22 protein-coding genes are annotated in these 25,085 nt (G+C 66.1%); 3 read left to right on the plus strand and 19 right to left on the minus strand.

The window, feature by feature from the left end; translation table 11 throughout:
* Positions 1-255: 255 nt before the first annotated feature.
* The 15 genes from B5V46_RS08330 to B5V46_RS08400 all read right to left on the minus strand — a co-directional run bounded on the left by B5V46_RS08330 (position 256) and on the right by B5V46_RS08400 (position 18,384).
* Positions 256-2,961: a methyl-accepting chemotaxis protein gene (locus B5V46_RS08330; protein ID WP_080616172.1), complete on the minus strand. Its 2,706-nt coding sequence runs from the start codon at positions 2,959-2,961 to the stop codon at positions 256-258.
* Positions 2,962-3,015: 54 nt separating this feature from the next.
* Complete coding sequence (locus B5V46_RS08335) at positions 3,016-4,179, minus strand: ABC transporter substrate-binding protein (protein ID WP_080616173.1); 1,164 nt, start codon at positions 4,177-4,179, stop codon at positions 3,016-3,018.
* A gap of 165 nt (positions 4,180-4,344) precedes the next feature.
* Complete coding sequence (locus B5V46_RS08340; RefSeq protein ID WP_080616174.1) at positions 4,345-5,109, minus strand: ABC transporter ATP-binding protein; 765 nt, start codon at positions 5,107-5,109, stop codon at positions 4,345-4,347.
* Entirely contained in the window at positions 5,106-5,960 is an 855-nt protein-coding gene (locus tag B5V46_RS08345; RefSeq protein ID WP_080616175.1) for an ABC transporter ATP-binding protein, read from the minus strand. Before B5V46_RS08345 ends, B5V46_RS08340 begins: the two co-directional genes overlap by 4 nt.
* A complete protein-coding gene (locus B5V46_RS08350; protein WP_080616176.1) occupies positions 5,957-6,868 on the minus strand; it encodes an ABC transporter permease in 912 nt (303 codons plus the stop codon). Before B5V46_RS08350 ends, B5V46_RS08345 begins: the two co-directional genes overlap by 4 nt.
* The gene (locus tag B5V46_RS08355) at positions 6,865-7,926 is read right to left on the minus strand and encodes an ABC transporter permease (protein WP_080616177.1); all 1,062 of its coding nucleotides are present in this window, start codon (positions 7,924-7,926) and stop codon (positions 6,865-6,867) included. The genes B5V46_RS08350 and B5V46_RS08355 overlap by 4 nt, the downstream gene beginning before the upstream one ends.
* 1 nt (position 7,927) lies before the next feature.
* Positions 7,928-9,523 carry an ABC transporter substrate-binding protein gene (locus tag B5V46_RS08360; RefSeq protein ID WP_080616178.1) on the minus strand — a complete coding sequence of 532 codons (1,596 nt, stop codon included), beginning with the start codon at positions 9,521-9,523 and terminating at the stop codon, positions 7,928-7,930.
* Positions 9,524-9,621: 98 nt separating this feature from the next.
* Positions 9,622-10,677, minus strand: coding sequence for a dipeptidase (locus B5V46_RS08365; RefSeq protein ID WP_080616179.1), 1,056 nt, complete (start codon positions 10,675-10,677; stop codon positions 9,622-9,624).
* Between the two features lie 704 nt (positions 10,678-11,381).
* Positions 11,382-11,873: a prepilin peptidase gene (locus B5V46_RS08370; RefSeq protein ID WP_369822838.1), complete on the minus strand. Its 492-nt coding sequence runs from the start codon at positions 11,871-11,873 to the stop codon at positions 11,382-11,384.
* A 13-nt stretch (positions 11,874-11,886) separates the two neighbouring features.
* Complete coding sequence (locus B5V46_RS08375; protein ID WP_080616181.1) at positions 11,887-12,306, minus strand: hypothetical protein; 420 nt, start codon at positions 12,304-12,306, stop codon at positions 11,887-11,889.
* Between the two features lie 63 nt (positions 12,307-12,369).
* Positions 12,370-13,632 (minus strand): AAA family ATPase, encoded by a 1,263-nt coding sequence (locus B5V46_RS08380; RefSeq protein WP_080616182.1) that lies wholly within the window; start codon positions 13,630-13,632, stop codon positions 12,370-12,372.
* A 1,110-nt stretch (positions 13,633-14,742) separates the two neighbouring features.
* A complete protein-coding gene (locus tag B5V46_RS08385; protein ID WP_080616183.1) occupies positions 14,743-14,955 on the minus strand; it encodes a hypothetical protein in 213 nt (70 codons plus the stop codon).
* A 399-nt stretch (positions 14,956-15,354) separates the two neighbouring features.
* Entirely contained in the window at positions 15,355-16,092 is a 738-nt protein-coding gene (locus B5V46_RS08390; RefSeq protein ID WP_080616184.1) for an SDR family NAD(P)-dependent oxidoreductase, read from the minus strand.
* Complete coding sequence (locus B5V46_RS08395) at positions 16,092-17,402, minus strand: FAD-binding oxidoreductase (protein WP_080616185.1); 1,311 nt, start codon at positions 17,400-17,402, stop codon at positions 16,092-16,094. Before B5V46_RS08395 ends, B5V46_RS08390 begins: the two co-directional genes overlap by 1 nt.
* Positions 17,383-18,384 (minus strand): lysylphosphatidylglycerol synthase transmembrane domain-containing protein, encoded by a 1,002-nt coding sequence (locus B5V46_RS08400; RefSeq protein WP_080616186.1) that lies wholly within the window; start codon positions 18,382-18,384, stop codon positions 17,383-17,385. The genes B5V46_RS08395 and B5V46_RS08400 overlap by 20 nt, the downstream gene beginning before the upstream one ends.
* A 256-nt stretch (positions 18,385-18,640) precedes the next feature.
* Here B5V46_RS08400 and B5V46_RS08405 point away from each other — a divergent pair, with 256 nt between their 5' ends.
* On the plus strand, positions 18,641-19,015 hold the full coding sequence (locus B5V46_RS08405; protein ID WP_080616187.1) for a hypothetical protein: 375 nt from the start codon (positions 18,641-18,643) through the stop codon (positions 19,013-19,015).
* Between the two features lie 100 nt (positions 19,016-19,115).
* On the opposite strand, the gene B5V46_RS08410 is transcribed toward B5V46_RS08405, so the two are convergent.
* Together B5V46_RS08410 and B5V46_RS08415 are read right to left on the minus strand one after the other, a co-directional pair.
* A complete protein-coding gene (locus B5V46_RS08410; protein ID WP_080616188.1) occupies positions 19,116-19,745 on the minus strand; it encodes a 3-oxoacid CoA-transferase subunit B in 630 nt (209 codons plus the stop codon).
* A gap of 14 nt (positions 19,746-19,759) precedes the next feature.
* Positions 19,760-20,455: a CoA transferase subunit A gene (locus tag B5V46_RS08415; RefSeq protein WP_042462374.1), complete on the minus strand. Its 696-nt coding sequence runs from the start codon at positions 20,453-20,455 to the stop codon at positions 19,760-19,762.
* Between the two features lie 568 nt (positions 20,456-21,023).
* Between B5V46_RS08415 and B5V46_RS08425 the strand changes: the two genes are divergently transcribed.
* Both B5V46_RS08425 and B5V46_RS19725 read left to right on the plus strand, forming a co-directional pair.
* Positions 21,024-21,206 (plus strand): hypothetical protein, encoded by a 183-nt coding sequence (locus B5V46_RS08425; RefSeq protein WP_080616190.1) that lies wholly within the window; start codon positions 21,024-21,026, stop codon positions 21,204-21,206.
* Positions 21,207-21,350 (plus strand): hypothetical protein, encoded by a 144-nt coding sequence (locus B5V46_RS19725; protein ID WP_155773988.1) that lies wholly within the window; start codon positions 21,207-21,209, stop codon positions 21,348-21,350.
* Between the two features lie 224 nt (positions 21,351-21,574).
* On the opposite strand, the gene B5V46_RS08430 is transcribed toward B5V46_RS19725, so the two are convergent.
* Positions 21,575-22,144, minus strand: coding sequence for a L,D-transpeptidase (locus tag B5V46_RS08430; RefSeq protein ID WP_080616191.1), 570 nt, complete (start codon positions 22,142-22,144; stop codon positions 21,575-21,577).
* 143 nt (positions 22,145-22,287) lie between these two features.
* On the minus strand, positions 22,288-25,062 hold the full coding sequence (gene topA / locus B5V46_RS08435; RefSeq protein WP_080616192.1) for a type I DNA topoisomerase: 2,775 nt from the start codon (positions 25,060-25,062) through the stop codon (positions 22,288-22,290).
* Positions 25,063-25,085 lie beyond the last annotated feature (23 nt).

Below are 25,085 nucleotides of genomic sequence, written 5' to 3' on the forward strand. Positions count from 1 at the left end.
GGCCCAGTATCTGATGGCCCTGTGTCTGGTGGTCCGGTGCTTGCGGCGCGGTGTTTGGAAGCGGCGCTTTGGGCGGGCGCTCGCTTCGGTATCGACGTGACCTGTGTCCTGGCCATCTGTTTCCTCCCGCCGGTTGCGCGGCTCCCTTGCCCGGGCATCGGGAGGCACGTGCTCATGCGGGCCATCCGGCGGCCGGGGGCAGTCTGTCGCCTGGCCCGGGGCGCCGGGTTTCGGTTCCTTGTCCGGCGACGGGGATCAGAAATCCTGCCAGCCGCCATCATTGAGCGCGCGCTTTCCAGGAGCGGTAGGCACGCCAGTGTTGCCGGGGGAGGGGGCGGGCTTTGCGCGCTGGGCCGGTCGCGGATGGCCAGATTCCGGCGCCTTGCGTAGGCGGAACCGCGACACAAGTTGCTGCAGGCTCGACGCTTCCTGCTTGAGGGTGGTGCTGGCGGCAGTTGCCTCCTCGACCATGGCCGCGTTCTGCTGGGTCACCTTGTCAAGTTCGGCGACGCCGACATTGATCTCGCCCAGACCGACCGATTGCTCCTGAGCCCCGGTCGCGATGCCGCCGATCAACTCGGCAATATCGCCGACCCGCACGACGATTTCACTCAGAGCCGCGCCTGCGCGGTTGACCAGGGAAACGCCCGAAGCCACCTGATCGGAACTGGCCGAAATCAGGGTCTTGATCTCCTTGGCGGCCTCGGAGGAGCGCTGGGCCAGTGCCCGCACCTCGGAGGCCACGACCGCAAAGCCGCGCCCGGCCTCGCCGGCGCGGGCCGCCTCGACGCCCGCATTCAGCGCCAGCAGGTTGGTCTGGAACGCGATGTCGTCGATCACGCCGATGATCTGGTTGATGCCATCCGAGGATTTCTCGATTTCGGCCATCGCCCCGATGGCCTCCTTGACAACGAGGCCCGATTTCTCGGCATTGCCGCGCGCCTCGCGCACGACATCCTCGACCTTTGCCGCGCCATCGGCCGCCGCGCGGACGCTGGCCGTCATCTCGTCCATCGCGGCCGCGGTCTGTTCCAGCGTCGCGGCCTGGTTCTCGGTGCGGCGCGACAGATCGCCTGCTGCGCCGGAGATTTCCTCGGCACGGGAAAATATCTCGGTCGCGTTCTCGACCACAGAGCCGATCAGCTCGTTCAGGGTGTCGATCGTTGCATTGAAATCGGCGCGCAAACCTTCGTAATCCTCGGGAAAACGGTTTTCGAGCCGCGCGGACAGATCACCTGCCGACAGCGATTGCAGCGCTGCGGCGAGTTCGGTCACGACCGCGTTCTGTTCGCTCGCGCGGGCCTGCCGGTCCTGTTCGGCCTCGCGCTCCAGACGCTGCATGCGGTCGCGTTCGGCCAGTCCGTCGCGGAACACGACAAGCGCCTTGCCCATGCGGGCGATCTCGCCTCCGAAGAGGCCGAACCCCCTGACCTCGATCAACTCGCCCTGGGCCAGGCGCCCGGTGACGCGGGCGAGCCGACCTATCGGCGAGATGATCAGCAGCCAGGTCAGAAGCAGGGCAAGGATGAAGATGGCGACGCTGCCCAGAGTGACGAGATCCAGACGATCCCGCGCGGCCTCGGCCTCGGCCAGGATCGCGGCCCCGGCCGCCTTTGCATCCGCCATCGCCGCGCTGCCCTGCGTGCTGGCCGCCCCGGCGATCTCGCGCAGCCGTTCATAGGCCGACCGCGACCCGGCTTCGGCTTCGTCAAGGGACATGATCTCGACGCGATGCGTGGCCACAATCCCGGTTTTCGGGTCGGCATAGGCGGCAAGCCGGTCGAGCATGCCGCGCAGCTTGTCGGCCAGGAAAACCCGGTCGCTCAGCCCGGTCAGCCTGTCGCGGGCGTCGACGATCTGGGCCTGGGCGGCATCGGCATCGGCGATGTCCTTGGCCGTGGCCCCGAGATAGGATCGGGCGACTAAGGTTGTGACAGCAAGGTCGATATCGGCTGTGTCGCGGATCTGCTGCACCTCGTTGCCGAGCAGCCTGTGGATGGTGTCACGGTTGAAGGCGGCGGTGTTCTCGGCGCCGATCATGAGCTTGAAGGTCAAATCGTCAATCGCCGAACTGAGGGCGATATTGCTGTCGTCGCGCAGCTTCATCACGTCTTCGATATAGCCGGCCCGCGCGCGGAAGCCGGTATTGGCCACATTGGCGAAGGCGGCTCTGGTCTCGGTCAGGACCGGCAGATAAAGCGGGATCGTTCCGGCCGCCTCGAGTTCGGCAAGCACGGTGTCGAGCTTGCGCAGGCTGGCGACGGCAATGTCGCGCAGGATCGTGGTCAGGGCCGGATCCTTCTGTTCGGCGATGGCCAGCGCGACGCCGGACAGAAGATTGATCTCGGCCCGCGCCTGCAGGATCAGCGCGGTCGAATTGAAATCGGTATCGACCAGCGTTCCGAGTGTGTCCGACACGCTTTCGATGGTCCGGTCGCCTGCTAGATTCATGTCGCGGACCGCATCCGCTGCCATTTCGGCGAGCGCCTCGCGGATTTCTTTCACCGTCGTGGTGAAATCTGTCAGCTGGTCCTGCATCCGGTTCTGAGCGGCGAAGCGCCGGTCGATGGCCGTGCGCATCCCCGCGACCTCGTCCGAAAGCGCCGTCAGCATGGGCAGGAAGGTGGCTTTGTCCGCGTCGGGCAACTGGTTCACCGCCGCCACGATGTCCTTGCTTCCGGAGATGAAATCCCTGTAGCCGTCATCAACCCCCTGAAGGTCGTGCGCCATCAGCATCTCCGACAAGGCATCGCGGATTTCTCCGGTATTCTCGATCACGGTGATTCTGGTTCCTATGCCCGGCAACTCGTCGGTCATGAGCCCGGTGAGCGAGGCCGAGAGCGTGTTGAACACCATCGTGGCGATGATGATTGCCGCCGCCGTCATCGCACCCATGAGCAAGAGGACAGACGAGAATTTCAGCGCGATACTGCCGAATACCGTCGACAGGAATTTGAGCATGGGATCCCTCCGGGAGGTGGTTCAGAGACCTCGGGCCGCGAGGACCCGCCCTTGTCAGAATTTCGGATCGGACGCGGGCAGCGGCTCGAATGCGCCATCGGCGCCGATCCTGGTGAGAAAGACCTCGTCGAGGCCCTGATTGTCGCCGGGGCCGTAAGCGAATTGCAGGCCGCCGAGGTCGAATGTGCCGAGCTGGCCCAGCGCCGCGAGCATCCGGCTGCGATCGGCAAAGGGGCCTGCCTTTTGCAGTGCCCGCAGGGCGACGCGCCCGGCCAGGTAGCCTTCGAGCGAAACGAAATCCGGTCGGGCCGCGGCATCGATCTCTTTCAGAGCGGCCTGATATTCGGCCACGACCGGCAATGCGGCATCGCCGGGAAACGGCACGACCTGGCTGACGATGATGCCCTCGCCATCGGGGCCGAGCTCCTCGCTGAGCGCCCGCGACCCTACAAAGGAGATATTCACCACGGTCGGCCTGAAATCGAGCTTGCGGCCGACGCGGACGAATTCGGCGACCGGCTTGTAGGCCGCGACCATCACCACCGCATCGGGACGCGCCTTCCGGATGTTCAGAAGGGCCACCTTCACCGCCAGCGTGTTGCGCGTGTAATTGCCCTCGGCTACAAGCGTGAGGCCGCGTTTCTTCATCGCGCTGCGCACCCCTTCGAGCCCGGCCTGGCCGAAACCGTCATCCTGATAGAGGATCGCGATCCGGTCCATGCCGAGCCTGTCCACCAGATAGGCGATCCAGGCTTCGGTTTCGGCATCGTAGCTGGCGCGGATATTGGTCACGTTGTCGATCCAGGGCGTGCGCAGGAAGCCGGCCCCGGTCAGCGGGCCGATCACCGGCATGCCCGCCTTCGCCGAAAGCGGCTGGGTCGCCTTGGCTGTGGGGGTTCCGACCTGGCCGATCAGTGCGAGATGCCGATCCTCGGAGAGGATCCTGTCGACGGCGGCGGCCGAGCGGGCGGGTTCGTAACCGTCATCGACGCTGTCGAGCACGACCTTGCGGCCATGTATGCCGCCGGCACGGTTGGCCTCTTCGAAGGCGGCCAGCAGGCCCAGACGCATGCCCTGACCGAGCGCGGCGGCCGGCCCTTCCAGGGCGGCGATCTGGGCAAATCGGAAAGCCGGCCGGTCGGTTCCGGAGGCGGCGATGGCCGCGATCGGCGGGCCGAAAAGGCTGGCCAGGACTGCGATGACAATGACAAGGCGCATGACGTGCTCCGGTACCGGACGGGTCCGGTTCGAAGCTCTAGCTGTCCCTGCGTTAAGATGAGGTGAGCAGGCACCCCGGAAATCGCCGTCGTTTCCCTTAAAGTTCGAGAGAACTTCAGGCGATTTCCGGGCCGGGCCGGGCCGGGCCGCGGGCAGGGGGCTGCCTTATCCGTCCCGGCTATAGCCGGTCGAGGCCTGCAGAAGCGCGCGGGTATAGGGATGCGAGGGCGTCATCGCCCGCATCTCGTCGACGCCCATCACCTCGACGATCTCTCCGGCCTTCATCACCGCGATGCGGTCGCACATATGGGCCACCACCGCGAGATCGTGCGAGACCATCAGGAAGGTCAGGTCATGCTCGGCCCGGAGGTCGGCCAGCAGGTTCAGGATCTCGGCCTGGACAGAGACATCGAGCGCCGAGGTCGGCTCGTCGAGCAGCAGGATCGAGGGCTCGGGCGCGAGCGCCCGGGCGATGGCCACGCGCTGACGCTGGCCGCCCGACAGCTGGTGCGGATAGCGAAAGCGGAAGGCGGGGCCGAGGCCGACATCGTCGAGCAGCCGCACGATCCGGGGCTCGACATCGCGAAACCCATGCAGATGCAGGGTTTCGGACAGAACCTGATCGACCGACTGGCGCGGATGGAGCGAGGCATAGGGGTCCTGAAAGACCATCTGCACGCTCTTGTAGAAGTTGCGGTCGCGGCGGTGGCCGGAACGGACCGGATTGCCGTTCACCGCCATCCGCCCCGACCAGTCGGGCGCAAGCCCGCTCAGCGCGCGCATGATCGTCGACTTGCCCGACCCGCTTTCGCCGACCAGCCCGAAGCTTTCGCCATGGCCGACGCGGAAGCTTGCGCCCCGGACGGCATCGACCCGGTCGCGGCCCTCGCCGAACCAGACGCTCACATCGTCGAAGAACAGCGCGCTCATGCCGGCCTCACCGAAGGAGCCTCGGCCCAGGCCGGATCGCGGCGCAGCACCTCCAGCCGTTTCTGCGGCGCATCGAGCCGGGGCAGCGAGTTCAGAAGGCCCCGCGTATAGGGGTGCCTGGCCTCGTGCAGCCTGTCGGCCGCGCAGGTCTCGACCACGCGGCCCGCATACATGATCAGCACCCGGTCGCAGAAATCGGCGACGAGATTCAGGTCATGGCTGATGAAGATCAGTCCCATCCCGCGCTCCTGCACCAGCTTGTCCATGATCTGCAGCACCTGGGCCTGGACCGAGACATCGAGCGCCGAGGTCGGCTCGTCGGCGATCAGCAGCTCGGGATCGGGGATCAGCATCATCGCGATCATGATCCGCTGGCCCATGCCGCCCGAAAGCTCGTGCGGATGGGCGCGCATCACCCGCTCGGGATCGCGGATCGAGACCGCGTCCAGCATCTCGAGCGCCCGGCGCCTGGCTTCGGCCCGGCTGCCCTTCTTGTGCACGCGCCAGGCCTCGATCAGCTGCTCGCCCACGCTCATCACCGGGTTCAGCGAGAATTTCGGATCCTGCATCACCATCGAGATCCGCTCGCCGCGCACCTTGCGCATCTGGGCCTCGGATTTCTGCATCAGATCCTCGCCATCGAGCCGGATATGCCCGGCGGTGACCTGCCCGGGGGGCCGGATCAGCCGGAGGATCGAGCGCCCGGTCATCGACTTGCCGGAACCGCTTTCGCCCACGATTCCAAGCCGTTCCCGGCCGAGCTTGAAGGAGACGCCGCGCACCGCCTCGAACATGCCGGTGCGGGTGGGGAAGCGGACCCGAAGGTCCTCGACATCCAGAAGATGGGTCATTTCTCTCCCTTCGGGTCCAGCACGTCGCGCAGCCCGTCGCCCAGCAGGTTGAAGGCGAGCGATACGGTGAAGATGGCCAGCCCCGGCATGGTGGCGACCCACCAGTGATCGAGGATGAAGCGGCGACCTTCCGAGATCATCGCGCCCCATTCGGGGCTGGGCGGCTGGGCGCCGAGCCCGAGAAAGCCGAGCCCCGCCGCGGCCAGGATGATGCCCGCCATGTCGAGCGTGACCCGCACGATCAGCGACGAGATGCAGAGCGGCCAGATATGCCGCGTGATGATCCGGACCGGCCCCGCCCCCTGCAGCCGCACCGCGCTGATGAAATCGGCATTGCGCATGGTCAGCGTCTCGGCCCGGGCGATCCTTGCATAGGGCGGCCAGGCGGTCAGCGCGATCGCCAGCACCGCATTCTCGATCCCCGCCCCGAGGGCTGCCACGAAGGCCAGCGCCAGCACCAGCCGCGGGAAGGCCAGGAAGATGTCGGTGATCCGCATCAGGACCATGTCGACCCAGCCGCCGAGATAGCCCGAGAGGGTGCCCATGATCAGCCCGGCGAGCGGCGCGATGAGGGCGACCAGGGTGACGATGTAAAGCGTGATCCGCGAGCCGTAGATCAGTCGCGAGAGGATGTCGCGTCCGAGCGAGTCGGTGCCCAGTGGATGGCCGGGGGTTCCCAGGGGCAGAAGCCGTGCGGAAAGATCCTGATGGAAGGGATCATGCGGCGCGATCCAGGGCGCAAGCGCGGCAATGGCCAGCAGCGCGACCAGGATCGCCAGCCCGAACATCGCCATCGGATTGCGGCGGAAGGCCAGCCAGCCCTGATAGAGGCGCGCCAGCCGCGCCTGTCCCCGCGATTGCGGCGCATCGGTCAGAAGCCAGGCGCGTAGTCCGGTCGTTTCGGTCATTTCGCCCTCGGATCGAAGACCTTGTAGAGCAGGTCGGAAAAGACGTTGAGCAGCACGAAGGCCAGACCCACCACAACGGTGCCGCCCAGAACCGCGCTCATGTCGGCCGAAAGCAGGGCGTTGGTGATGTAGGAGCCGATCCCCGGCCAGGCGAAGATGATCTCGGTCAGCACCGAGCCTTCCAGAAGCCCGGCATAGCTGAGCGCGATCACCGTGATCAGCTGCACCCGGATGTTGCGGAAGGCATGGTTCCAGATCACCGCGCGCTCGCTCAGGCCCTTGACGCGGGCGGTGATGACATATTCGGCCGACATCTGCTCGAGCATGAAGGAGCGGGTCATGCGGCTGATATAGGCGAGGCTGTAATAGCCCAGCAGCGAGGCCGGCAGCACGATATGGCTGAGCGCGTCGCGAAAGACCGTCCAGTCGCCCGCCAGCGCACTGTCGATCAGGATCATGCCGGTCACGGGCTCGATCATGCCGTCATAGAAGATCGACAGCCGCCCCGGCCCGCCGACCCAGCCCAGAATGCCGTAGAAGACCAGAAGCCCCATGAGCCCGAGCCAGAAGATCGGCATCGAATAGCCCACCAGCGCGACGACGCGCGCGATCTGGTCGATCCAGGACCCGCGCCGAACGGCAGCCAGAACGCCCAAGGGCACGCCCAGCAGCACGCCCATCAGCGTGCCCAGCGTCGCCAGTTCCAGCGTTGCCGGAAAGACCCGGGCGATGTCTTCCGAGACGGGGCGCGCGGTCAGCAGCGAGGTGCCGAAATCTCCCCTCAGAACATCCTGTAGATAAAACCAGAACTGCACCAGCAGCGGCCGGTCGAGGCCGAGCTCCTGATAGACCCGTTGATAGACCTCGGGGCTGGCGCGTTCGCCGACGATGGCCAGGACCGGGTCGAGGGGCATCACCCGGCCGATCAGGAAGGTGACGAACAGAAGGCCCAGCATGGTGATCGCGACCGATCCCAGCGTCATGCCCGTCCGTTTCACCCAGCGGGGAGGGAAGGGCGCGCGGCCGCGCCCGTCCTGTGCATTGCCGGAGACCGACATGCTACTTCGTCACTTTCCAGTAGCTGGCATCGGCGATCGCCTGCCCGGTGGTGAAGCCCTGGACAGTGTCGCGGATGCCGTCCTGCTCGATGTTCTGGAACATGATGGCGAAGGGCGAGGTCTCACGGAACCTGGCCTGGATCTCGTGATACATCTCGACCCGTTTGGCGGTGTCGCGCTCGGTCACGGCGGCATCGGTCATCTCGGTCAGATCGTCCGCATCCCAGGAGTTCCGCCAGGCCAGGATGCCCGCATTCTGCGCCTCTTCCGAATTGTCGGGGTTGTAGGCGAAGGTCGAGGCATTGGTCTGCGGATCGGGATAATCGGGGCCCCAGGTGCCCAGATAGACATCGAGATCGCGGGCACGGTACTTGGCCAGGATCTGCTTGCCGGTGCCGACCTCGATATTCAGCTTGATCCCGGCCTGGGCGAAGGTGTTCTGCATCGACTGGGCGATTTCCATCCGCTCCTGAACGTCGCGCACCCCGATGGTCAGATCGAGCCCGTCAACGCCCGCCTCGGCCAGCAGCTCCTTGGCCTTCCCGACATCGAGCGAGAACGGGTTGTCCCTGACCGCGCCCAGATAGGTCTGCGGCAGGAAGTTCTGCTGGATCGTCCACTGCCCCTTGAGGAAGCTGTTGGCCATGCCCTCGTAATCGACGAGGTGCTTGAGGGCTTCCAGCACCTTCGGATCCTGCAGCTCGGGGATCTTCTGGTTGAAGGAGGCATACATAAGGTAGCCCTTCAGCTCTTCATGGATCCTGACGCCCTCGGCGCCGTCAAGCCCCTGCACATCCTGCGGGTTGAGGTTGCGCGCGACGTCGATATCGCCCCGTTCCAGCAGCAGCCGCTGGGTCGCGCTTTCGGTGATATGGCGCACGATCACCCGCTTCATCGCGGGCGCGCCCTGATAGAAATCGGGATTGGCCTGCAGGGTGACGGATTCGTTCGGTTTCCAGGCCACCAGGCTGTAGGCTGCCGAGCCCGCCGCATGGGTCTTGAGCCAGTCATGCCCCATGTCGCCATCGACCTCATGCGCCATCACCGTCTTCTTGTCGAGGATCGAGCCGATGGTGGCGGTCAGGCAGTTCAGCACGAAGGAGGTGGCATAGGCCTTGTCGGTGGTGACGGTCAGCATGTTGCCCTCGGCCCGGATCGTCTCTTCGATATTCTCGGGCGTGAAACCGAACTGGGTCAGAAGGAAAGAGGGCGTGAGGTTCAGCAGAACCGCCCGGCGCAGCGAGAATTCGGCATCCTCGGCGGTCACCGGGTTGCCGGATGTGAAGGTGACGCCCTCGCGCATGGTGAAGGTGATCGACCGGCCGTCCTCGCTGACCTCCCAGCTTTCGGCCAGATCGGGCTGGTAGCCGGCCTCGTAATCGAGCGGATCGAAATTCACCAGCCGGCCATAGACATTGCGCAGCACGTCGCCGCCGGCGAATTCGAAATTCTCGGCCGGGTCGAGCGTGGTGATGTCGTCGATCCGGTTGGCCACGACCAGCATGTTGGCGGGGGTCTCGGCCCAGAGCGCGGGGGCGGTGGCGATGAATGTCGCGCTCAGCGCGGCGCCCGAGAGCAGCCTGGCGAAAGTGGTCATCTTGGTCGTCCTCTCTGTTGGTCTGTTCTTATGTCGTTGCGCGTCTCATGGCGTGGCACGGGGCCGCCGGTCGTTGGCTCTGGGTCAGAGGCCCCGGGTCAGTGGCCCCAGGTCTTTTCAAGCACCCGCAGCCAGTTGCCCTGACAGATCCGCGCGATCAGCTCGGGCCCGTAGCCATGCGCCTTCATCGCTCGTCGCAGCGCCGGAAGGCCTGCCGCCGTGCCGATCGCGGATGGGATCAATGCCCCGTCGAAATCCGAGCCGAGCCCGACCCGGGACTCGCCCAGCCGGTCCAGAAGATGGTCGAGATGGCGCAGCATGTCGTCAAGGCCGGTATCGATCATGCGACCATCCGGTCTGAGAAAGGCCGTGGCGTAATTCAGCCCGACCATACCGTCGCTGGCGGCGATGGCGTCGAGCTGGGCATCGGTCAGGTTGCGGGCATGCGGACAGATCGCATGGGCGTTGGAATGGGTGGCGACCAGCGGCGCGTCCGAGTGCTTCGCGACATCCCAGAACCCCGCCATCGTCATATGCGACAGATCGAGCATGATCTTCAGGTCATTGCAGCGCCGGACCAGCGCCACGCCCAGATCGGTCAGACCGCCGCCGGTATCGCCATCGGACGGATAACGGAAGGGCACGCCCTCGCCGAAGATCGTCGGTCGGCTCCAGACCGGACCGAGCGAACGCAGCCCGGCGCCATGCAGCACGTCGAGAGTGATCAGCTCGGGGTCGATGGCCTCGGCGCCCTCCATGTGCAGGACGGCGGCCAGCTTGCGTTCGACCATGGTGATATGGATCTCGGCGGCGCTGCGGCAGATCTTCAGCGCGCCCAGCTCTTCCAGCCGCTCGAGCGTCGCGACCTGTGCCATCGCGACCTGCAGCGCCTGGTCCTGGGCCACGGGCTCGGGCAGGGGCAGGTCATAACTGTCGCGGCTCATCTCGTCGTGATCGGTATCGCCTTCCCCGGAGGGGACATAGACCGCGAAGAACCCGCCGCCGAGCCCGCCCGCGCGCGCCTTGGGCAGATCGATATGGCCTGCGCCGCCGGTCAGGAAGGTTTCGGCGGCCTTGGGCCCACCGGCGCGATAAAGCCTCAGAAGCACGTCATTATGGCCGTCGAACACGGCCGGAAGGGTCTCGGGGTCCACGAAGATCTCCGGTATTGGCGGGTCAGAAGATCTGACTTACCTGGGCAAGTTAGCTAAAATTCGGACGACCGAAAGCCCGAATTCGGACCTTTCGGTCAAAAAACGATGGTCAGCTTGCCTGTCTCGCGGGCTGTCACGGCAAAGGCGGCCTTCTTCGCGGACGACCATGTTGACCTGGGCGGGATCGATCAGCTCGGGGCTCATCTGACAGGGAATGGTCCCCAATTCGCAGATCGCGGTCCTCTGGTCGATGCGCCGTAATCGTCCGACCGGTCAGTGCATCGAGTGCGCAGGCCTTGCCCGCCCCGATCAGCCTGCAACCTGTTTCACGGCCCGAATTGGCAGGCGGCGTCCCGGTCGCCTTGCGGATCATCGTCTTCGGCAGGATGTCGCGTGTCATCAGGATCGGCAGCCGCATCTGGGCCAGCGAATGGCGCGCGTGCAAGGGTCATGGCGGGGCCGGACAAGGTTGCGACGGAGGGGGATAGACCGCCTCGAATTCGTGCGAATTTCACGAAGCAAGTTATTGTTTATAAATAATATTTTGATGTATGACTTTTATCCCGAGATCTCCTTCGGCCGGGTGGTGTCGGGGCGGTGCCGATTTCTTCGGCCGTCAGTGCGGATCGCGGCAGCGGATATCGCCCTGTGTTCCGCCCCGGCGGTCGCGTGGCTTTCATGGCCAGCAGGTGACCCGGTCGCGACTAGATCCCGCTTGGCATCGTCCCGATGGCGGCCAGCCCGAGATAGAGGATCAGGGCCGGGCCAAGCGCAAGCCCCATCGGAAAGTCGCGTGTGTCCCAGGAGGCCCAGTCGGGCAGCGCCCGGCGCAGCGCGGGAATCCGGCGCATCAGGCGATGCGCGGCGAAGCTTGCCGGGATCGTCGCGGCCAGCAGGAACAGGAAGGCGCCGATATCGGGCGGGGCGATCAGGGGGGCCATCGCCGCCGAGAATTTGGCATCTCCCGCGCCGACCGCGCCGGTCATGTTCAGCACGAACCCCAGCACCAGCACCACCGCCAGATGCACCCAGCGCCAGGCCCAGGCGGAAAGCGGCAGTGCCGCGAGCCCGACCAGCGCATAGATGGCGATCAGGGCCAGTCCCGCCCGGTTCGGAATGGTCATGGTCCGGAGGTCGCTGATCGCGGCCCAAAGCGCGATCGGAGCCGCGAAGGGCAGGAACCAGAGTGCTGCCACCGTCGCCAAGGGCCTAGCCTTGCGCCTGCGCGGTCAGTACCGGCATGTGGTAAGGCCGGGCGTGCCCGGTCAGGGTCATCCGGATTACCGGAAGCTCGTATTTCCGCTGCACGCCGCGGACCCGGACCGGAGTGTTCCTGGCGGTGAAAAGCCGGGGGGCGCAGGTCGGCGCGTTCACGAACAGCCGCCCGGCGCCGTTGAAATCGCCGCGCGTCAGCCTGGAATATTCCCAAGTGTTGAAGACAGCTGCGGGGGTGGTGGTCAGCCCGGCCGCGGCTTTGCAGAAGCTGTCGGCCATCGCCCATTCGCGCTTGCCATCGTCCAAGATCGTCTCCAGCCGGTGGGGCTGACAGGTCTCGAAGGCGGTCGGGGGGCTGCCGGGCTCGGCCTTGTCCCGGTCGCCGATCCGTATCAGCGCGTCGGCATGTTTCATCCGGTATGCGTCGTCGGGCTCGGCCGGGCGCCGGGTCTGTCGCGTGAAAACATGCGCAACGCCTTATTGCGGCGCGGCGACCGAAGCCGTTCCGAAATCCTGCAGCGACCTGGCCAGCATCCGGATCTCCTTGCGCAGAGGCGCCCGGGCGGCGGTTTCGGCCAGGGTCTGGCCATGATCGCCGGCCTTTGTCACCGCCTTGCCGCAATCGGGCAACCGAAGCCCGATGTCGATATCGAGACTGTCGGCCAGCCGCCGCATCCGGCCGCGGCCCGACAGGTCGGTGAATCCGGGCGCCCGGTTCAGCGCAAAGCGCAGCCTTTCTCGCGGCAGCCCTTCGGATTTCAGCACCCGGATCACCCGGCGCGCATTCTCTGCCGAGCGCATGTCGAGCTCGAGCAGCGCGAAATAGAGATGCGACTTGTTGAGCACCGCCTCGGTCCAGTTGACGAGGGTCTTGGGCATGTCGATCACGACGAATTCGAATTGCGACCGGGCCATGTCGATCAGTGTATTGATCTCGTCGGGGCCGACGATGCCGAGCGGCAGGATGTCGGCGGGAGCGGTCAGGACGTGGAACGCGTTTCGGTACCGCTGCAGCGCTTGCAGAAAGCCGTCACCATCCATCGCGGCTATGCCGGAGAGCAGGTCGAAGACCGCGTCCTTGCGCGGCAGGTCGAGATAGGTCGCGGCTGAGCCGAATTGCAGGTCGAGATCGAGAAGACAGACCCGTCCTGCGGATTTGCGCGCCTCGATCGACAGTTCCATGGCGAGGTTCACCGCGAAGGTCGAGGCGCCGACGCCGCCTGCCAGTCCCTGCACCGGCAGCACCAGCCCGTCGCGACCCGATCGTGGAAGCCCTGGGCGGGTAGGGTCGGCCGGGGCTGGTCGTGCCGGGGGCAGCGGGGGCGCGGTGCGGGGCCGGCCAAAGCGCTCGATCGCCTCATGCAGGGCGCCCTCGGGCAGAGGATAGGGCACGAAATCGTCGGCCCCCTTCCGCATCAGCTGATGCAGCGCGATCGGGCTAAGCCGTTCGGCAATGACCAGGACCCTGAGATCGTGCCGGGTCGCGGCGCCCACGATCTCGCCGATCTCGGCGATATTGGCCTCGTCGGCATCGCCGACCGCGACCGCGATGAATTCGAGGTCGCGTGCCTCGGGCCGGTCCAGGAAATCGGGCGCGTCGGCGAAGGCGATATCGCCCCATCCGTCGCCCAGCTCGGCCTCCATGTCCTTGATCAGAAGGTCGAAATTCTGGATGTCCCGCGATACCGTGCAGGCGCGGATCGGAGCCTGATCCGGGATCGGCGCTGGCATGCTCGTCATCGTTTCCACGTCCTTCCACGCAGACCGGGCAGGGCGGCCGCAGAGCCGCTTTCCCGCAGCGTTTGCGTGCGACTCATCTCGCACGCGGATATCCATCATCGGGGCAGGATGAAGAACAACTTGGACAACATTGCGGCCCGAGCTGCGGAATTGTTCGGAAAAACCTTCGGAATGGGCCCGGGGCGGCAGGATTGTCCTGCAAGATGCGGCCAGATCATCGCCGGGATCGCAGGGGGGACTCGCCGGGGCCGCATCGGGCCGGGCTATTCCGGGCCTGCAACGGTCTTGGCTGGGCGCTGTCCGGACAGGCCAGGAGTTGCGCCCATGCATGTGCCCTCGATCGCCATCGGACGCGGCCTGAGGGTCCCGGACAGTTCGGTTGCCGCGCGCCGGTTCTCTCGGTCGGGGCCCGCGCTCTCTATCGGCGGCCGGGTTGCGCCATGGCATAAGGATCGCCTGCCGCCGTGCCCGGCCAGATGCCCGGCAGGCCCGGGCTGACATCGACGCGGATCGCGACGGCGGGCATGCCCCTTGTCAGGCGCGAGGTGATGTCGGCATTGGCGCCTGGCCCGGTCGCCTTGACGCGCGGCGGCGGTTCGCCGGCTCCATCGCGCGCTGGACGGTACGAAATTGCGGCCGACCCTCGTGAAAAAGCGCGTCCCCGCTTTGGAATAGCCCTTCAACATCGCCTTTTTCGGCCAGAGCCCGGCCGCAATTCCGGTAGGGCGATCTGCTGGCCGTAGCGCCGCGGTTTCCAGGGCGACCTGCCGGGCCTGGGCGGCTGCAGGGGCACGCCTGGTGAAGGTTAAATTGCCCTTGCACGATATAGACGACAACGCCCGCCAGGTCGATCCCGATCGACAGGACCGGTCCAAAGGTCCGGCGCATGAGATGTCCCGTCGCCGTCGTTCCCGGGCCGCCCTTCAGGCCGCGAAACGTCCCTTGCCTTGTCGGCCGGGTTGGTCCCGGGCGGCGGAATTCGTGCGATCCCGAGACCTGCGCTTCGATACTATTTTGTAAATTCCGTGCCTGCCGGACGGCGCCCGACAGACAGGAAAGGCCGCACGCAGGGTGCGGCCCTGGCAATGTCCGGACACAGGCCCGGGCCGGTCATTCGCTCCAGCCGAGCGTGCCCCGTTCGGCAACCGAGGCCCCCGACCGGGACTCCGAGAAGCTGTCGCCCAGATCGTTCACGCCGGGGCCGAAGGTGGCCAGAACGGCGATGCCAAGGCCGATGATGGCTGCGGTCAGGACCACCCAGTCGACGGTTGCGGTGCCTGACTCGGCTTTGGCGAAGGTCCTGAGGATGTCGAAGAGTTTCATGTTTGCTGCCCCTCCAGAAGGTGGTCGTTCGGCTCGGGTGACAATGGATGAAGCGCCGGGCCTCCCGGGGGACGTCCTCTCAACCGCTTCGGCCCGTCCATCAGGCCCGTAAAATCAGGCGAGAGTTGGGCTCGGCTTTGGCAATTTTCACCAGGTCGGGAACACTGTCGAAGCCTTAGGAAAACGTACGGGAATGAATTAACAATTCCTGCGAAACGGTTGCGAAAACAGGATTTCATCCCGATAGATATGGGTCTGGAGGGGCAGGGGTGAAGACGGGCAGGATCGAAACCGGCCGGTCCGGAAAACGCAAAGCACGCCGACGCCAACAGGGACGGATCCGGCGTGCCAGCCGCGGGGCCCCGGCCCCGGGGCCGGACCCGGACGACGCGACAACTCTCAGACCGAGAGTTTCTTGAACACCCGTTCCGGGATCAGCCGGATGATGCCCATGATCCCCATCCAGAAGACTGGCGTGTAGATCACGTTGCGCTGTTTTTCGAGCGCGCTCAGGATGTCATCGGCGACCTTGTCGGGCGAGGCCACGAGGAACATGCCCTCGATGCCCCAGGTCATCGCGGTGTCGGTAAAGCCGGGCTTGACCGTCAGCACATGCCCGCCCGCGCGGCCCAGCCGGTTGCGCAGCCCCGACAGATAGGTCGCAAAGGCCGCCTTGGCCGCGCCATAGACATAGTTGCCGATTCGCCCGCGATCGCCCGCGACCGAGCCCACGCCGATGACGGTGCCCGCGCCGCGGGCCTCGATGATCGGGGCGAGCCCCTGCAAGACACGGGCCGGGCCGGTGAAGCTGTCGGTGACGACGCCCCCGATCAGGCCGGGATCGGCGTCGATCTCGGCCTGGGGCGGCATCGAGCCCACGAAGACCGCTGCCGAGACCGTGCCTTCGCAGGCCTCGGCCCGGGCGAGGATGGGCGCCAGGCAGGCCGGGTCGCGTGCATCGAAGCGGATGGTTTCGGCGACGGCCGCGCCGCGGACGCGCGCATCGGCCGCGTCGCGTTCGAGATCGGCAAGCTCGCGCCCGGCGAGGATCACCCCGTCACCACGGGCTGCCAGCCGGCGCACCAGCGCCCGTGCCATCGAGGACGAGGCCCCGAGAATGATCCAGGTCTCTGCCATCACAGGCTCCTCAGGTGCAGGCGCCGCACCAGATCGGTGGCCAGACGCGCCTCGGGATCGGCCTTGGCCGCCTCGGCGCGCCAGGCCTCCAGTTCGGGATACATCGCGGCCATGCTTTCGGGGCGGGCCAGCGCGTCCTTGGCCAGATAGATCCGCCCGCCTGCGGCCAGCACCTGATCCTCGAGCCTGGCGTAGAGCGTGGGGACCCTGGCGCGGGCGGGCATGTCGACCGCCAGCGTGTAACCCTCCATCGGGAAGGACAGATGCCCGGCCCGGCCCGGCCCCATCCGTTTCAGGACCGCGAGCGGCGAGGCGATGCCGCCCCGCGCGATGGTGCTCAGGATCTCCTTCAGCGCGGCCGCCCGGTCGGCGGGCAGCACGCATTGGAACTGGTGGAAGCCGCGCTTACCATATAGCCGGTTCCAGTCGCTCAGCGCATCGAGCGGGAAGAAGAAATCGTCCAGCGCGCGGGTCCGCTTGCGGCCGCCATCGGGCACGCCCGATCCGTACCAGCGGTTGAAGATCTTCACCACCGGTCGGGACAACAGCGCGTTGGGCGCGTCGAAGGGCACGGGCTTCCGTTTGCGCTCGGGGCCGGGGCGGGTGCCCTCGACCAATGTGGCCTCCTCGAGAATGCCGCGCCCGAGCCGCTTGCGTTTCGCCGTCGCGTCGATCCAGCCCACCGCGAATTCGGCCTTCGAGGCGTCGAGCGCGGCGATGAAGCTGTCGAAATCCGGCATCGCGGTTTCCAGCACCTTCATCCGCTGGCCGGGGATCGTCCTGAGCTGCAGCCGTGCCGAGAGGATGGCGCCGGTCTGGCCGAGACCGCCCATCGTGGCGCGGAACAGGTCCGGATCGGAGGCCGGGCTCACCTCGCGCGGGCCTGCGGCGGTCATCAGCGTCACCGCCAGCACATGCTGGCCGAAACTGCCCGCACCATGATGGTTCTTGCCATGCACGTCATTGGCGATGCAGCCGCCGACCGTCGCAAGGCCGGTGCCGGGCATCACCGCGGGCATCCAGCCGCGCGGCGCCAGAAGTTTCAGCAGCGCGCCGATGCTGGCGCCGGCCTCGACCTCGATCACGCCGGTCTCGGGATCGAAGGCCAGAAGCCGGTCCATCCGCGTCATCCGGATCGCGGCGCCGCCGTCATTCAGCGGGCTGTCGCCATAAGAGCGGCAATTGCCGATGGCGGGCCCGCCTTCGGCCAGCGCCTCGGTCAGGGCCGAAACCCGTTCCGGCCGGGCGATCCGGCCATGGGCCCGAAGCGCCCGGCCCCATCCGGCATAATCAGCGGTTTTCCACTGCATCCACTGTCCTTTTCGACATTCGTTCCGCCACGGGAAAGACCAGGGCGCCGATCCCGATCGCGAACCACAAGGTGGTGATCCGGATCACCGCCGTGGCCGCGACCGAAGTTTCCAGCGGCAGGCCCTCGAGTGCAAGAAGCGCAATCATCGCAGCCTCGGCGCCGCCCAGCCCCCCCGGCGCACCTGTCAGCCCGCCCGCCAGCGTGGCGAAGACGAAGATGCCGACGGCCTTCCAGAGCCCGATATCGGCGCCGAGCCAGATCAGCAGTTGATGAAAGGCATAGCCCTCGGCCATCCAGCCCAGAGAGCCCAGCAGGATCGAGACGGCCAGCAGCCGGGCATCGGCGAAGCGGCCCAATGTCCGCGCCATTCTGCGAAGCCGCCCGAACAGCCGTGGCCAGCGACCGAAGATCCGGTAGCCGCGCGTCACCAGCGCTGCCATCAACCGGCCATTGGTCGCGACGGCGGCGGCGGCAAGCGCAAGGACCGCAACCGGGATCGCGCCCGCGATGTGACCTGCGGACAGCGCCAGAGCCAGGCAGAGGATCAGCGCCATCGCCACCAGATCGGCGGCGCGGTCCATCACGAAGAGCGGCGCCGAGCGTTCCAGCGGCAGCCCGGTCTCGCGCCTTATCCAGCGCACCCGCACCAGTTCTCCAAGCCGTCCGGGCGTCGCGATCATCAGGAAGCCGCCGAGATAATGGCGGATGTCGCGCCAGAGCCCCGGCGGCAGGCCGAGCTGTCGCCCGAAGGCATGCCAGCGCAGCGCGCGCAAAAGGTAGTTGATCAGCGACAGACCCAGAAGTGCGGCGCCCTGGATCGGGCCCAGCCGGGACAGCTGGGCCATGGTGTGATCCCATCCGGTGGCCGTGGCGAGCCCTGCCAGGCCGATCAGCACCAGCGCCAGAAGGCCCGCCATCACCAGGGCGTCGCGCAGTCGGCGCGAGGCGGGCGGGGCGGAGGAGAGCGATGTTCCGGTCATAGAGGCGTCACCCGTTTGCTGTCTCCGGCCAGATAGCACGGGAAGTGCTGCGGAATGCGAACCGTTTCCGCCAAAATCCGGCGATTGTTCCGTTGGTGGTTGGATGTGGCGAATTTCTGACGTCTATATGTGCGTATACGAACCTAAATTGCATCAATATCACCTTTCTGTGCGTTGAATTCGGATAAAGCTGGTGCCATCTATGCCTCATCCGACGGCATCGAGCCGCCGAAATGCACATAAAAGGAACAAAACCATGAAAACCCTTGCCCTGACCGCGGCCGCTTTTGTCGCTCTGTCCACTCCCGTCTTCGCCCAGTCCCAGCTGGAACAGGATCTCGGCGTCGAAGCTGGTGTCTACAGCGCCAGCCAGCTGATCCAGATCAAGGCTGCCGCCGAGAAAGACGGCCCGCTGGCGCAGGTCTGGTTCAGCCCGGCCGACTCGACCACGATGTCGTCCTCGGGCTATGCCGATGCCCGCGTGGCCAAGGTCGTGGCCTCGCTCGCTGCGGAAAGCGATAACGGCTACGTGGCCGCGCATGGCCACCGCGATAACGGGCTGGCACCGCAGACCATCAGCTACCCCCGGGTTGCCGCCATCGCGGCCTATAATGCGGCGAATGCCGACTGATCCGGTCTTCCGGCCCCGCGCCGGAAGGGCTGGATGAAAAGGCCGCGCCGGGAAACCGGCGCGGCCTTTCTTCTGTCGTCCTGTGCCGAGGCAGCGGCGCTCAGTCGACGATGCGGGCCTCGGTCGCGGCCCGGATCTCGTCCTCGGTGACGCCCTCGGCGCATTCGACGATCTTCAGCCCGCCCTCGACCACGTCTAGCACGCCGAAGTTGGTGATGATGCGGTCGACGACCCCGGTGCCGGTCAGCGGCAGGGTGCATTCCTTCAGCAGCTTCGAGTCGCCATGCTTGTTGGTGTGGTCCATCACCACCACCACCCGGCCGACGCCCGCGACCAGATCCATCGCGCCGCCCATGCCCTTGACCAGCTTGCCGGGGATCATCCAGTTCGCGAGATCTCCGTTCTCGGCCACTTCCATCGCGCCGAGGATCGCCATCGCGATCTTGCCGCCCCGGATCATGCCAAAGCTGGTGGCACTGTCGAAATAGGCCGAATGCGGCAGCTCGGTGATGGTCTGCTTGCCGGCATTGATGAGGTCGGGATCTTCCTCGCCCTCGATCGGGAAGGGGCCGATGCCCAGCATCCCGTTCTCCGATTGCAGCGTGACGTTCACGCCCTCGGGGATGTAATTCGCCACCAGGGTCGGAATGCCGATGCCCAGATTGACATACATCCCGTCCTTGAGTTCCTCTGCGGCGCGCGCCGCCATCCGGTTACGGTCCCAGGCCATGCTTTTTCCCTCCCTCAAGCCGCGCGCGTGGTGCGCTGTTCGATCCGCTTCTCGTGTTCGCCCTGGATCAGGCGATGCACGTAGATCCCCGGCAGGTGGATCTGGTCGGGCTCGAGACTGCCCACCGGCACGATCTCCTCGACCTCGCAGACGCAGACCTTGCCGCACATCGCGGCGGGCGGGTTGAAGTTGCGGGCGGTCTTGCGGAAGACGAGGTTGCCGGTCTCGTCGGCCTTCCAGGCCTTGACGATGGACAGATCGGCAACGATCCCGCGTTCGAGAATATAGGTCTCGCCGTCGAACTCCTTGTGTTCCTTGCCCTCGGCGATGACGGTGCCGACGCCGGTCTTGGTGTAGAAGCCCGGAATGCCCGCGCCGCCCGCCCGCATCCGCTCGGCGAGCGTGCCCTGGGGGTTGAATTCCAGCTCGAGCTCACCCGACAGGTATTGCCGCATGAATTCGGCATTCTCGCCGACATAGGACGAGATCATCTTCCTGACCTGGCGGGTCTGCAGCAGGAGCCCGATGCCGAAATCGTCGACGCCGGCATTGTTCGAGGCGAAGGTCAGGTCCTTGGTGCCGGCCTCGCGGATTGCCTGGATCAGAAGCTCCGGTATGCCGCAAAGTCCGAACCCGCCTGCGGCGATGAGCATGCCGTCTGCCAGCAGCCCGTCCAGGGCCTCGGCGGCAGTGCCATAGATTTTCTTCATGAAACTCTCCCTCTGATCCTCTGGACAAAGTTGTGACGAACGGTCACGGGGGAGTCAATCGACTGGGGCCCCGGGACGTGAGCGGTCGCCGGACGTAGCCCTTGCCCCGGCCGGGACGGACCCTCCTTCAGGCCTTCTTAATTTCCGGGCATCTGAACCGGAGGCGACGGTCGAGGAGGCAAGGATGATCGTGAACCGGTCTCTGACGCAGATGACATTGTCGCTGTTTCAACCGCCCTCGCCGTGGCCAATCGGCCAACCGGCCAGGCGGGCTTTCAGGCGACGGTCCGGGCGGCGCCGAAATCTTCGGCCGCTCGCCGAGCCCGGACATGGGCGGGTTCTATGGCGATCCGCGTCGCAGCGTTGCGCCGGATGGCGGCCTGTCGCAACCGACGCGGAAGGTGCTGGAGGCCATCCGGTCGCTGATCTCCAATGAACTGGCGGCCATGCAAACGACCAGGGCCGCGAGATCGGGACCGATCCCGGTCGGGATCCGGCCGGGATCGTCCATGACAGCGATCTGACCGGGGCCGAACAGGCCAGCGTCTCGCACGACACCAGGGATGCCATGGCCACCCGCACCCTGTTCGAGATCGACACGGCGCTGGCAAGTCCGTCGGCAAGCGATTTGCCGTCAAGGCGTATCCTCGTCGACGGGGACCGGCTGGACATGACCGTAGAGGAACTTGTCGCCGAAACCATCGGCGCGTTGGTCGACAGGCCGATGACCGCCATCCGCACACCCTGCTAAATGGCAGCGTCCGAAAACCTCGGCGACCTGACCGGGGGGATCGCTCCGACAGATCTGCCCGAGCTGACGGAGGAAACCCTGGAACGCCTGCGCGCCGATCTGCTTGCGCAACGCTGGACTATCGGCGCGGCGACATCGGAATGACGGTCGAGATCTGCGAAAGCGACGAGACGGGCAGGGCGCGGACCGTCGGGACGCTCGACATGGCCACCTGCATCCTGAGCCCTCTTGCCGGGACGGATGCCTGACCGGCTTTCGCGGGACATGTCGGGCGCGCGCCCTGCACCGGTGCGCCCGCTTTCGGAAGACGTGTTTCCCGACCTGCGCGCCGATGTGACCCGAGAGGGGGCTCTGCGGCCCGGCCCCGATCAGATGATCCGGACCTGGGTGCCCACTGGGGTGATGGCGTAAAGTTCGGCGATCATTTCATTGTAAAGCCCGATGCAGCCATCCGAGGACGGTCGGCCGATCTTGCGCGTGTCATGGGTGCCGTGAATGAGATAGGCGGGCCAGGACAGGTACATGGCATGGGTCCCCAACGGATTGTCGGGGCCTGGCGGCATGTAGTGCAGATCGGGGTTGCGCTCGACCATCGAGGGGGTGGGGGTCCAGTCGGGCCCGATCCGCTTGCGCACCACCTTGGTATAGCCGCGCTTGGTCAGGTCCTCGCTGATCGGCACCGAGGTCGGATAGATCCGGTAGTCCTCGCCATCGCCGCTCCAGAAATGCAGGGCGCGCGACGAGGTGTCGGCCACGATCGCAGCCGTGCCCAGCGTATCGAAATGATCGCGCCAGTGCTGCTGGGAAAAGCTCGAGATGTTGCGGCGGGTCATCGGCGCGGGCTCGGCGCGCAGAAGCGCTGGCGCGGCAAGGCCCGTTCCAAAGGTTGCGCCAAATGCCAAAAGTGCCTTGCGGCGCGACATGTTCCGGTCCGTCATGGAAACCGCCCCCTCTTCTTCTTCGGCACGGGATTGCCCGCGCCCTTGCCTCGGGGGCGCAATCTGGGGCAGCGAAGACGCGCAGACCAATCACATCTGCTCACCCCAACGCGCATTCCTGCGAGCCCTTGCAGGCAGGGCTTCTATTCTGACTGGTCCGGCGTCTTCGCCTTTGTCGTCTTCGCCGCTTTCGTGGTCTTTGCCTTGGTCCCGGCCGTCTTTGCCGTCGATTTCGCGGCGGTTTTTCCGGTCGTCTTCGCGGTCTTGGCGGCAGCGGGTTTCGCCTTTGCCTTGGCCTTGGTCTTGCCACCCTTGGCCGCCTTGGCGTCGATCAGCTCGACCGCCTGTTCCAGCGTCACGCCCTCGGGCTCCACATCCTTGGGCAGGGTCGCGTTGACCTTCTCCCATTTCACATAGGGTCCGTAGCGTCCGGCCATGACGTCGATGGCGCCGCCCTTCTCGGGATGCTCGCCAAGCTGGCGCAGCGGTTTCGCGGCCGTGGCGCCGCCGCGGGTCTTCTTCTGGGCCAGCACCTCGACCGCGCGGTTCATGCCGATGGTGAAGACCTCCTCGACATCGGGCAGGTTGGCGTATTTCCGGCCATGCTTGACGAAGGGCCCATAGCGCCCGATCCCGGCCTCGACGGTCTCGCCATCCTCGGGATGCGGCCCGATCTCGCGCGGCAGGCTCAGGAGCATCAGCGCCTTCTCGAGGTCGATCTCCTCGGGCTTCCAGCCCTTGGGCAGGCTGGCCCGCGGCGGTTTCGGCACCTCTTCGGTGGCCTCGCCGCGCTGCACATAGGGGCCGAAACGGCCGATGCGCAGGCTGATCTCGTCCTCGCCGTCATGGCCCAGCACCTTGCCGTCGAGCTCGGAGCCGTCATCGCCATTCACCGCCGAGAGCGAGCGGGTATAGCGGCATTCGGGGTAGTTCGAGCAGCCGATGAAGGCCCCGCCCGAGCGCGCGGTCTTGAGGTTCAGCCGGCCCGCCCCGCATTTGGGGCAGATGCGCGGGTCGGAGCCGTCCTCGCGCGGCGGGTAGAGATGCGGCGCCAGCACGTCATCGATCTTGTCGAGGACCTCGGAAATCCGCAGATCGGCGGTTTCGGCGATGGCGGCCGAGAAATCCTTCCAGAACCGGCTGAGCACGTCGAGATAGGCGCGCTCGCCCGCCGAGACGTCGTCAAGCTCGTCCTCCAGATTGGCGGTGAACTCGTAGCCCACATAGCGGCTGAAATAATTCGACAGGAAGGCCGTCACCAGCCGCCCCTTGTCCTCGGGGATCAGCCGGTTCTTGTCCTTCAGCACATAGCCGCGATCCTGGATCGTGGTGACGATCGAGGCATAGGTCGAGGGCCGGCCGATGCCGAGCTCTTCCATACGCTTGACCAGCGTGGCCTCGGTATAGCGCGGCGGCGGCTGGGTGAAATGCTGCTGGGCGAGGATCGCCTTGCCTGCATCGAGGATTGCCCGATCGCAGCGAAGCACCCGGTCCTCTGCGGGGGCCTCGATCAGCTCGGGGTCGCGGGCGGCGCTGCCGGTCCCGGCAAGCGTCGCGTAATCGGCGGCGAAGCGGTCGGCCGATGCGGGCCGGGCGGGTTCGCCCTGCGCTATCTGCGGCAGGCGCCTGTCGTCGCCATCCTCGGTATCGTCTCGGCCCTCTTCGTAGACCTTGAGAAACCCATCGAAGAGCACGACCTGGCCGGTGGCGCGCAGCACCACCTCGCGATCCGCGCTTTCGACATCGACGGTGGTGCGTTCCAGCCGCGCGGCCTCCATCTGGCTGGCGATGGTGCGCTTCCAGATCAGGTCATAGAGCTTGCGCTGATCCTCGTCGGTCACCCGCAGCTTGGACGGATCGCGGGTCATCTCGGTCGGCCGGATACATTCATGCGCTTCCTGCGCGTTCTTGGCCTTGTTCTTGTACATCCGCGGCGATTTCGGAACGTAATCCGCGCCGTAGCGGTCCTTGATCGCGTCGCGCGCGGCCATCACCGCCTCGGGGGCCATGTCGATGCCGTCGGTCCGCATGTAGGTGATGATGCCCGCCTCATAGAGGCGTTGTGCCGCCTGCATGGTCTGGCGCGCGCCGAAGCCGAACTTGCGGCTGGCTTCCTGCTGCAGGGTCGAGGTCATGAAGGGCGGCGCGGGGTTGCGGGTACCGGGCTTGGCCTCGACGGCGGCGACGGTGAACTCGCGGCTTTCGACGGCCCTGACCGCCAGCTCGGCATCGGTCGCGGTGCCCAGGTCGAACTTGTCGAGCTTCTGGCCGCCCAGCGTGATCAGCCGCGCCTCGTAGATCTGGCCGCGCGGCGTCGCGAACTGGGCCGAGACCGTCCAGTATTCGCGGGCGCGGAAGGCCTCGATCTCCATCTCGCGCTCGACGATAAGCCGCAGGCAGACCGACTGCACCCGGCCCGCCGATTTCGCGCCCGGCAGCTTGCGCCACAGGACCGGCGACAGGTTGAAGCCCACCAGATAGTCAAGCGCCCGGCGCGCCAGATAGGCATGGACGAGGGGCTCGTCGACGGTGCGCGGGTTCTTCATCGCCTCGGTCACCGCCGATTTGGTGATGGCGTTGAAGACGACCCGGCTGACGGCGGTGTCCTTCTTGATCGCGCGGCGGGCGCGCAATGTCTCTTCCAGATGCCAGGAAATCGCCTCGCCCTCGCGATCGGGGTCGGTGGCGAGGATCAGCGCATTGTCCTCTTTCAGCGCGTCGGCGATGGCCTTCACATGCTTCTTGCTGTCCGAGCCGACCTCCCAGGTCATCTCGAATCCCTGCTCGGGATCGACCGATCCGTCTTTCGGGGGCAGGTCGCGCACATGGCCATAAGAGGCGAGAACCGTGTAGTCGGAGCCCAGATACTTGTTGATTGTCTTGGCTTTGGCCGGGGACTCGACAACGACGACGGGCATGGATTTCTCTCGACTCTGAGGGC

Origin of the sequence: Rhodovulum sp. MB263 (assembly GCF_002073975.1) — a bacterium.
In the GTDB taxonomy this organism is placed as follows: Bacteria; Pseudomonadota; Alphaproteobacteria; order Rhodobacterales; family Rhodobacteraceae; genus Rhodovulum.

Bases quoted from the DNA above. Each gene is read 5' to 3' on its own strand.
- B5V46_RS08330 (WP_080616172.1), bottom strand. From the start codon at position 2,961: ATGCTCAAATTCCTGTCGACGGTATTCGGCAGTATCGCGCTGAAATTC.
- B5V46_RS08335 (WP_080616173.1), bottom strand. From the start codon at position 4,179: ATGCGCCTTGTCATTGTCATCGCAGTCCTGGCCAGCCTTTTCGGCCCG.
- B5V46_RS08340 (WP_080616174.1), bottom strand. From the start codon at position 5,109: ATGAGCGCGCTGTTCTTCGACGATGTGAGCGTCTGGTTCGGCGAGGGC.
- B5V46_RS08345 (WP_080616175.1), bottom strand. From the start codon at position 5,960: ATGACCCATCTTCTGGATGTCGAGGACCTTCGGGTCCGCTTCCCCACC.
- B5V46_RS08350 (WP_080616176.1), bottom strand. From the start codon at position 6,868: ATGACCGAAACGACCGGACTACGCGCCTGGCTTCTGACCGATGCGCCG.
- B5V46_RS08355 (WP_080616177.1), bottom strand. From the start codon at position 7,926: ATGTCGGTCTCCGGCAATGCACAGGACGGGCGCGGCCGCGCGCCCTTC.
- B5V46_RS08360 (WP_080616178.1), bottom strand. From the start codon at position 9,523: ATGACCACTTTCGCCAGGCTGCTCTCGGGCGCCGCGCTGAGCGCGACA.
- B5V46_RS08375 (WP_080616181.1), bottom strand. From the start codon at position 12,306: ATGAAACATGCCGACGCGCTGATACGGATCGGCGACCGGGACAAGGCC.
- B5V46_RS08380 (WP_080616182.1), bottom strand. From the start codon at position 13,632: ATGACGAGCATGCCAGCGCCGATCCCGGATCAGGCTCCGATCCGCGCC.
- B5V46_RS08385 (WP_080616183.1), bottom strand. From the start codon at position 14,955: ATGAAACTCTTCGACATCCTCAGGACCTTCGCCAAAGCCGAGTCAGGC.
- B5V46_RS08390 (WP_080616184.1), bottom strand. From the start codon at position 16,092: ATGGCAGAGACCTGGATCATTCTCGGGGCCTCGTCCTCGATGGCACGG.
- B5V46_RS08395 (WP_080616185.1), bottom strand. From the start codon at position 17,402: ATGCAGTGGAAAACCGCTGATTATGCCGGATGGGGCCGGGCGCTTCGG.
- B5V46_RS08400 (WP_080616186.1), bottom strand. From the start codon at position 18,384: ATGACCGGAACATCGCTCTCCTCCGCCCCGCCCGCCTCGCGCCGACTG.
- B5V46_RS08405 (WP_080616187.1), top strand. From the start codon at position 18,641: ATGAAAACCCTTGCCCTGACCGCGGCCGCTTTTGTCGCTCTGTCCACT.
- B5V46_RS08410 (WP_080616188.1), bottom strand. From the start codon at position 19,745: ATGGCCTGGGACCGTAACCGGATGGCGGCGCGCGCCGCAGAGGAACTC.
- B5V46_RS08415 (WP_042462374.1), bottom strand. From the start codon at position 20,455: ATGAAGAAAATCTATGGCACTGCCGCCGAGGCCCTGGACGGGCTGCTG.
- B5V46_RS08425 (WP_080616190.1), top strand. From the start codon at position 21,024: ATGGCCACCCGCACCCTGTTCGAGATCGACACGGCGCTGGCAAGTCCG.
- B5V46_RS19725 (WP_155773988.1), top strand. From the start codon at position 21,207: ATGGCAGCGTCCGAAAACCTCGGCGACCTGACCGGGGGGATCGCTCCG.
- B5V46_RS08430 (WP_080616191.1), bottom strand. From the start codon at position 22,144: ATGACGGACCGGAACATGTCGCGCCGCAAGGCACTTTTGGCATTTGGC.
- topA (WP_080616192.1), bottom strand. From the start codon at position 25,062: ATGCCCGTCGTCGTTGTCGAGTCCCCGGCCAAAGCCAAGACAATCAAC.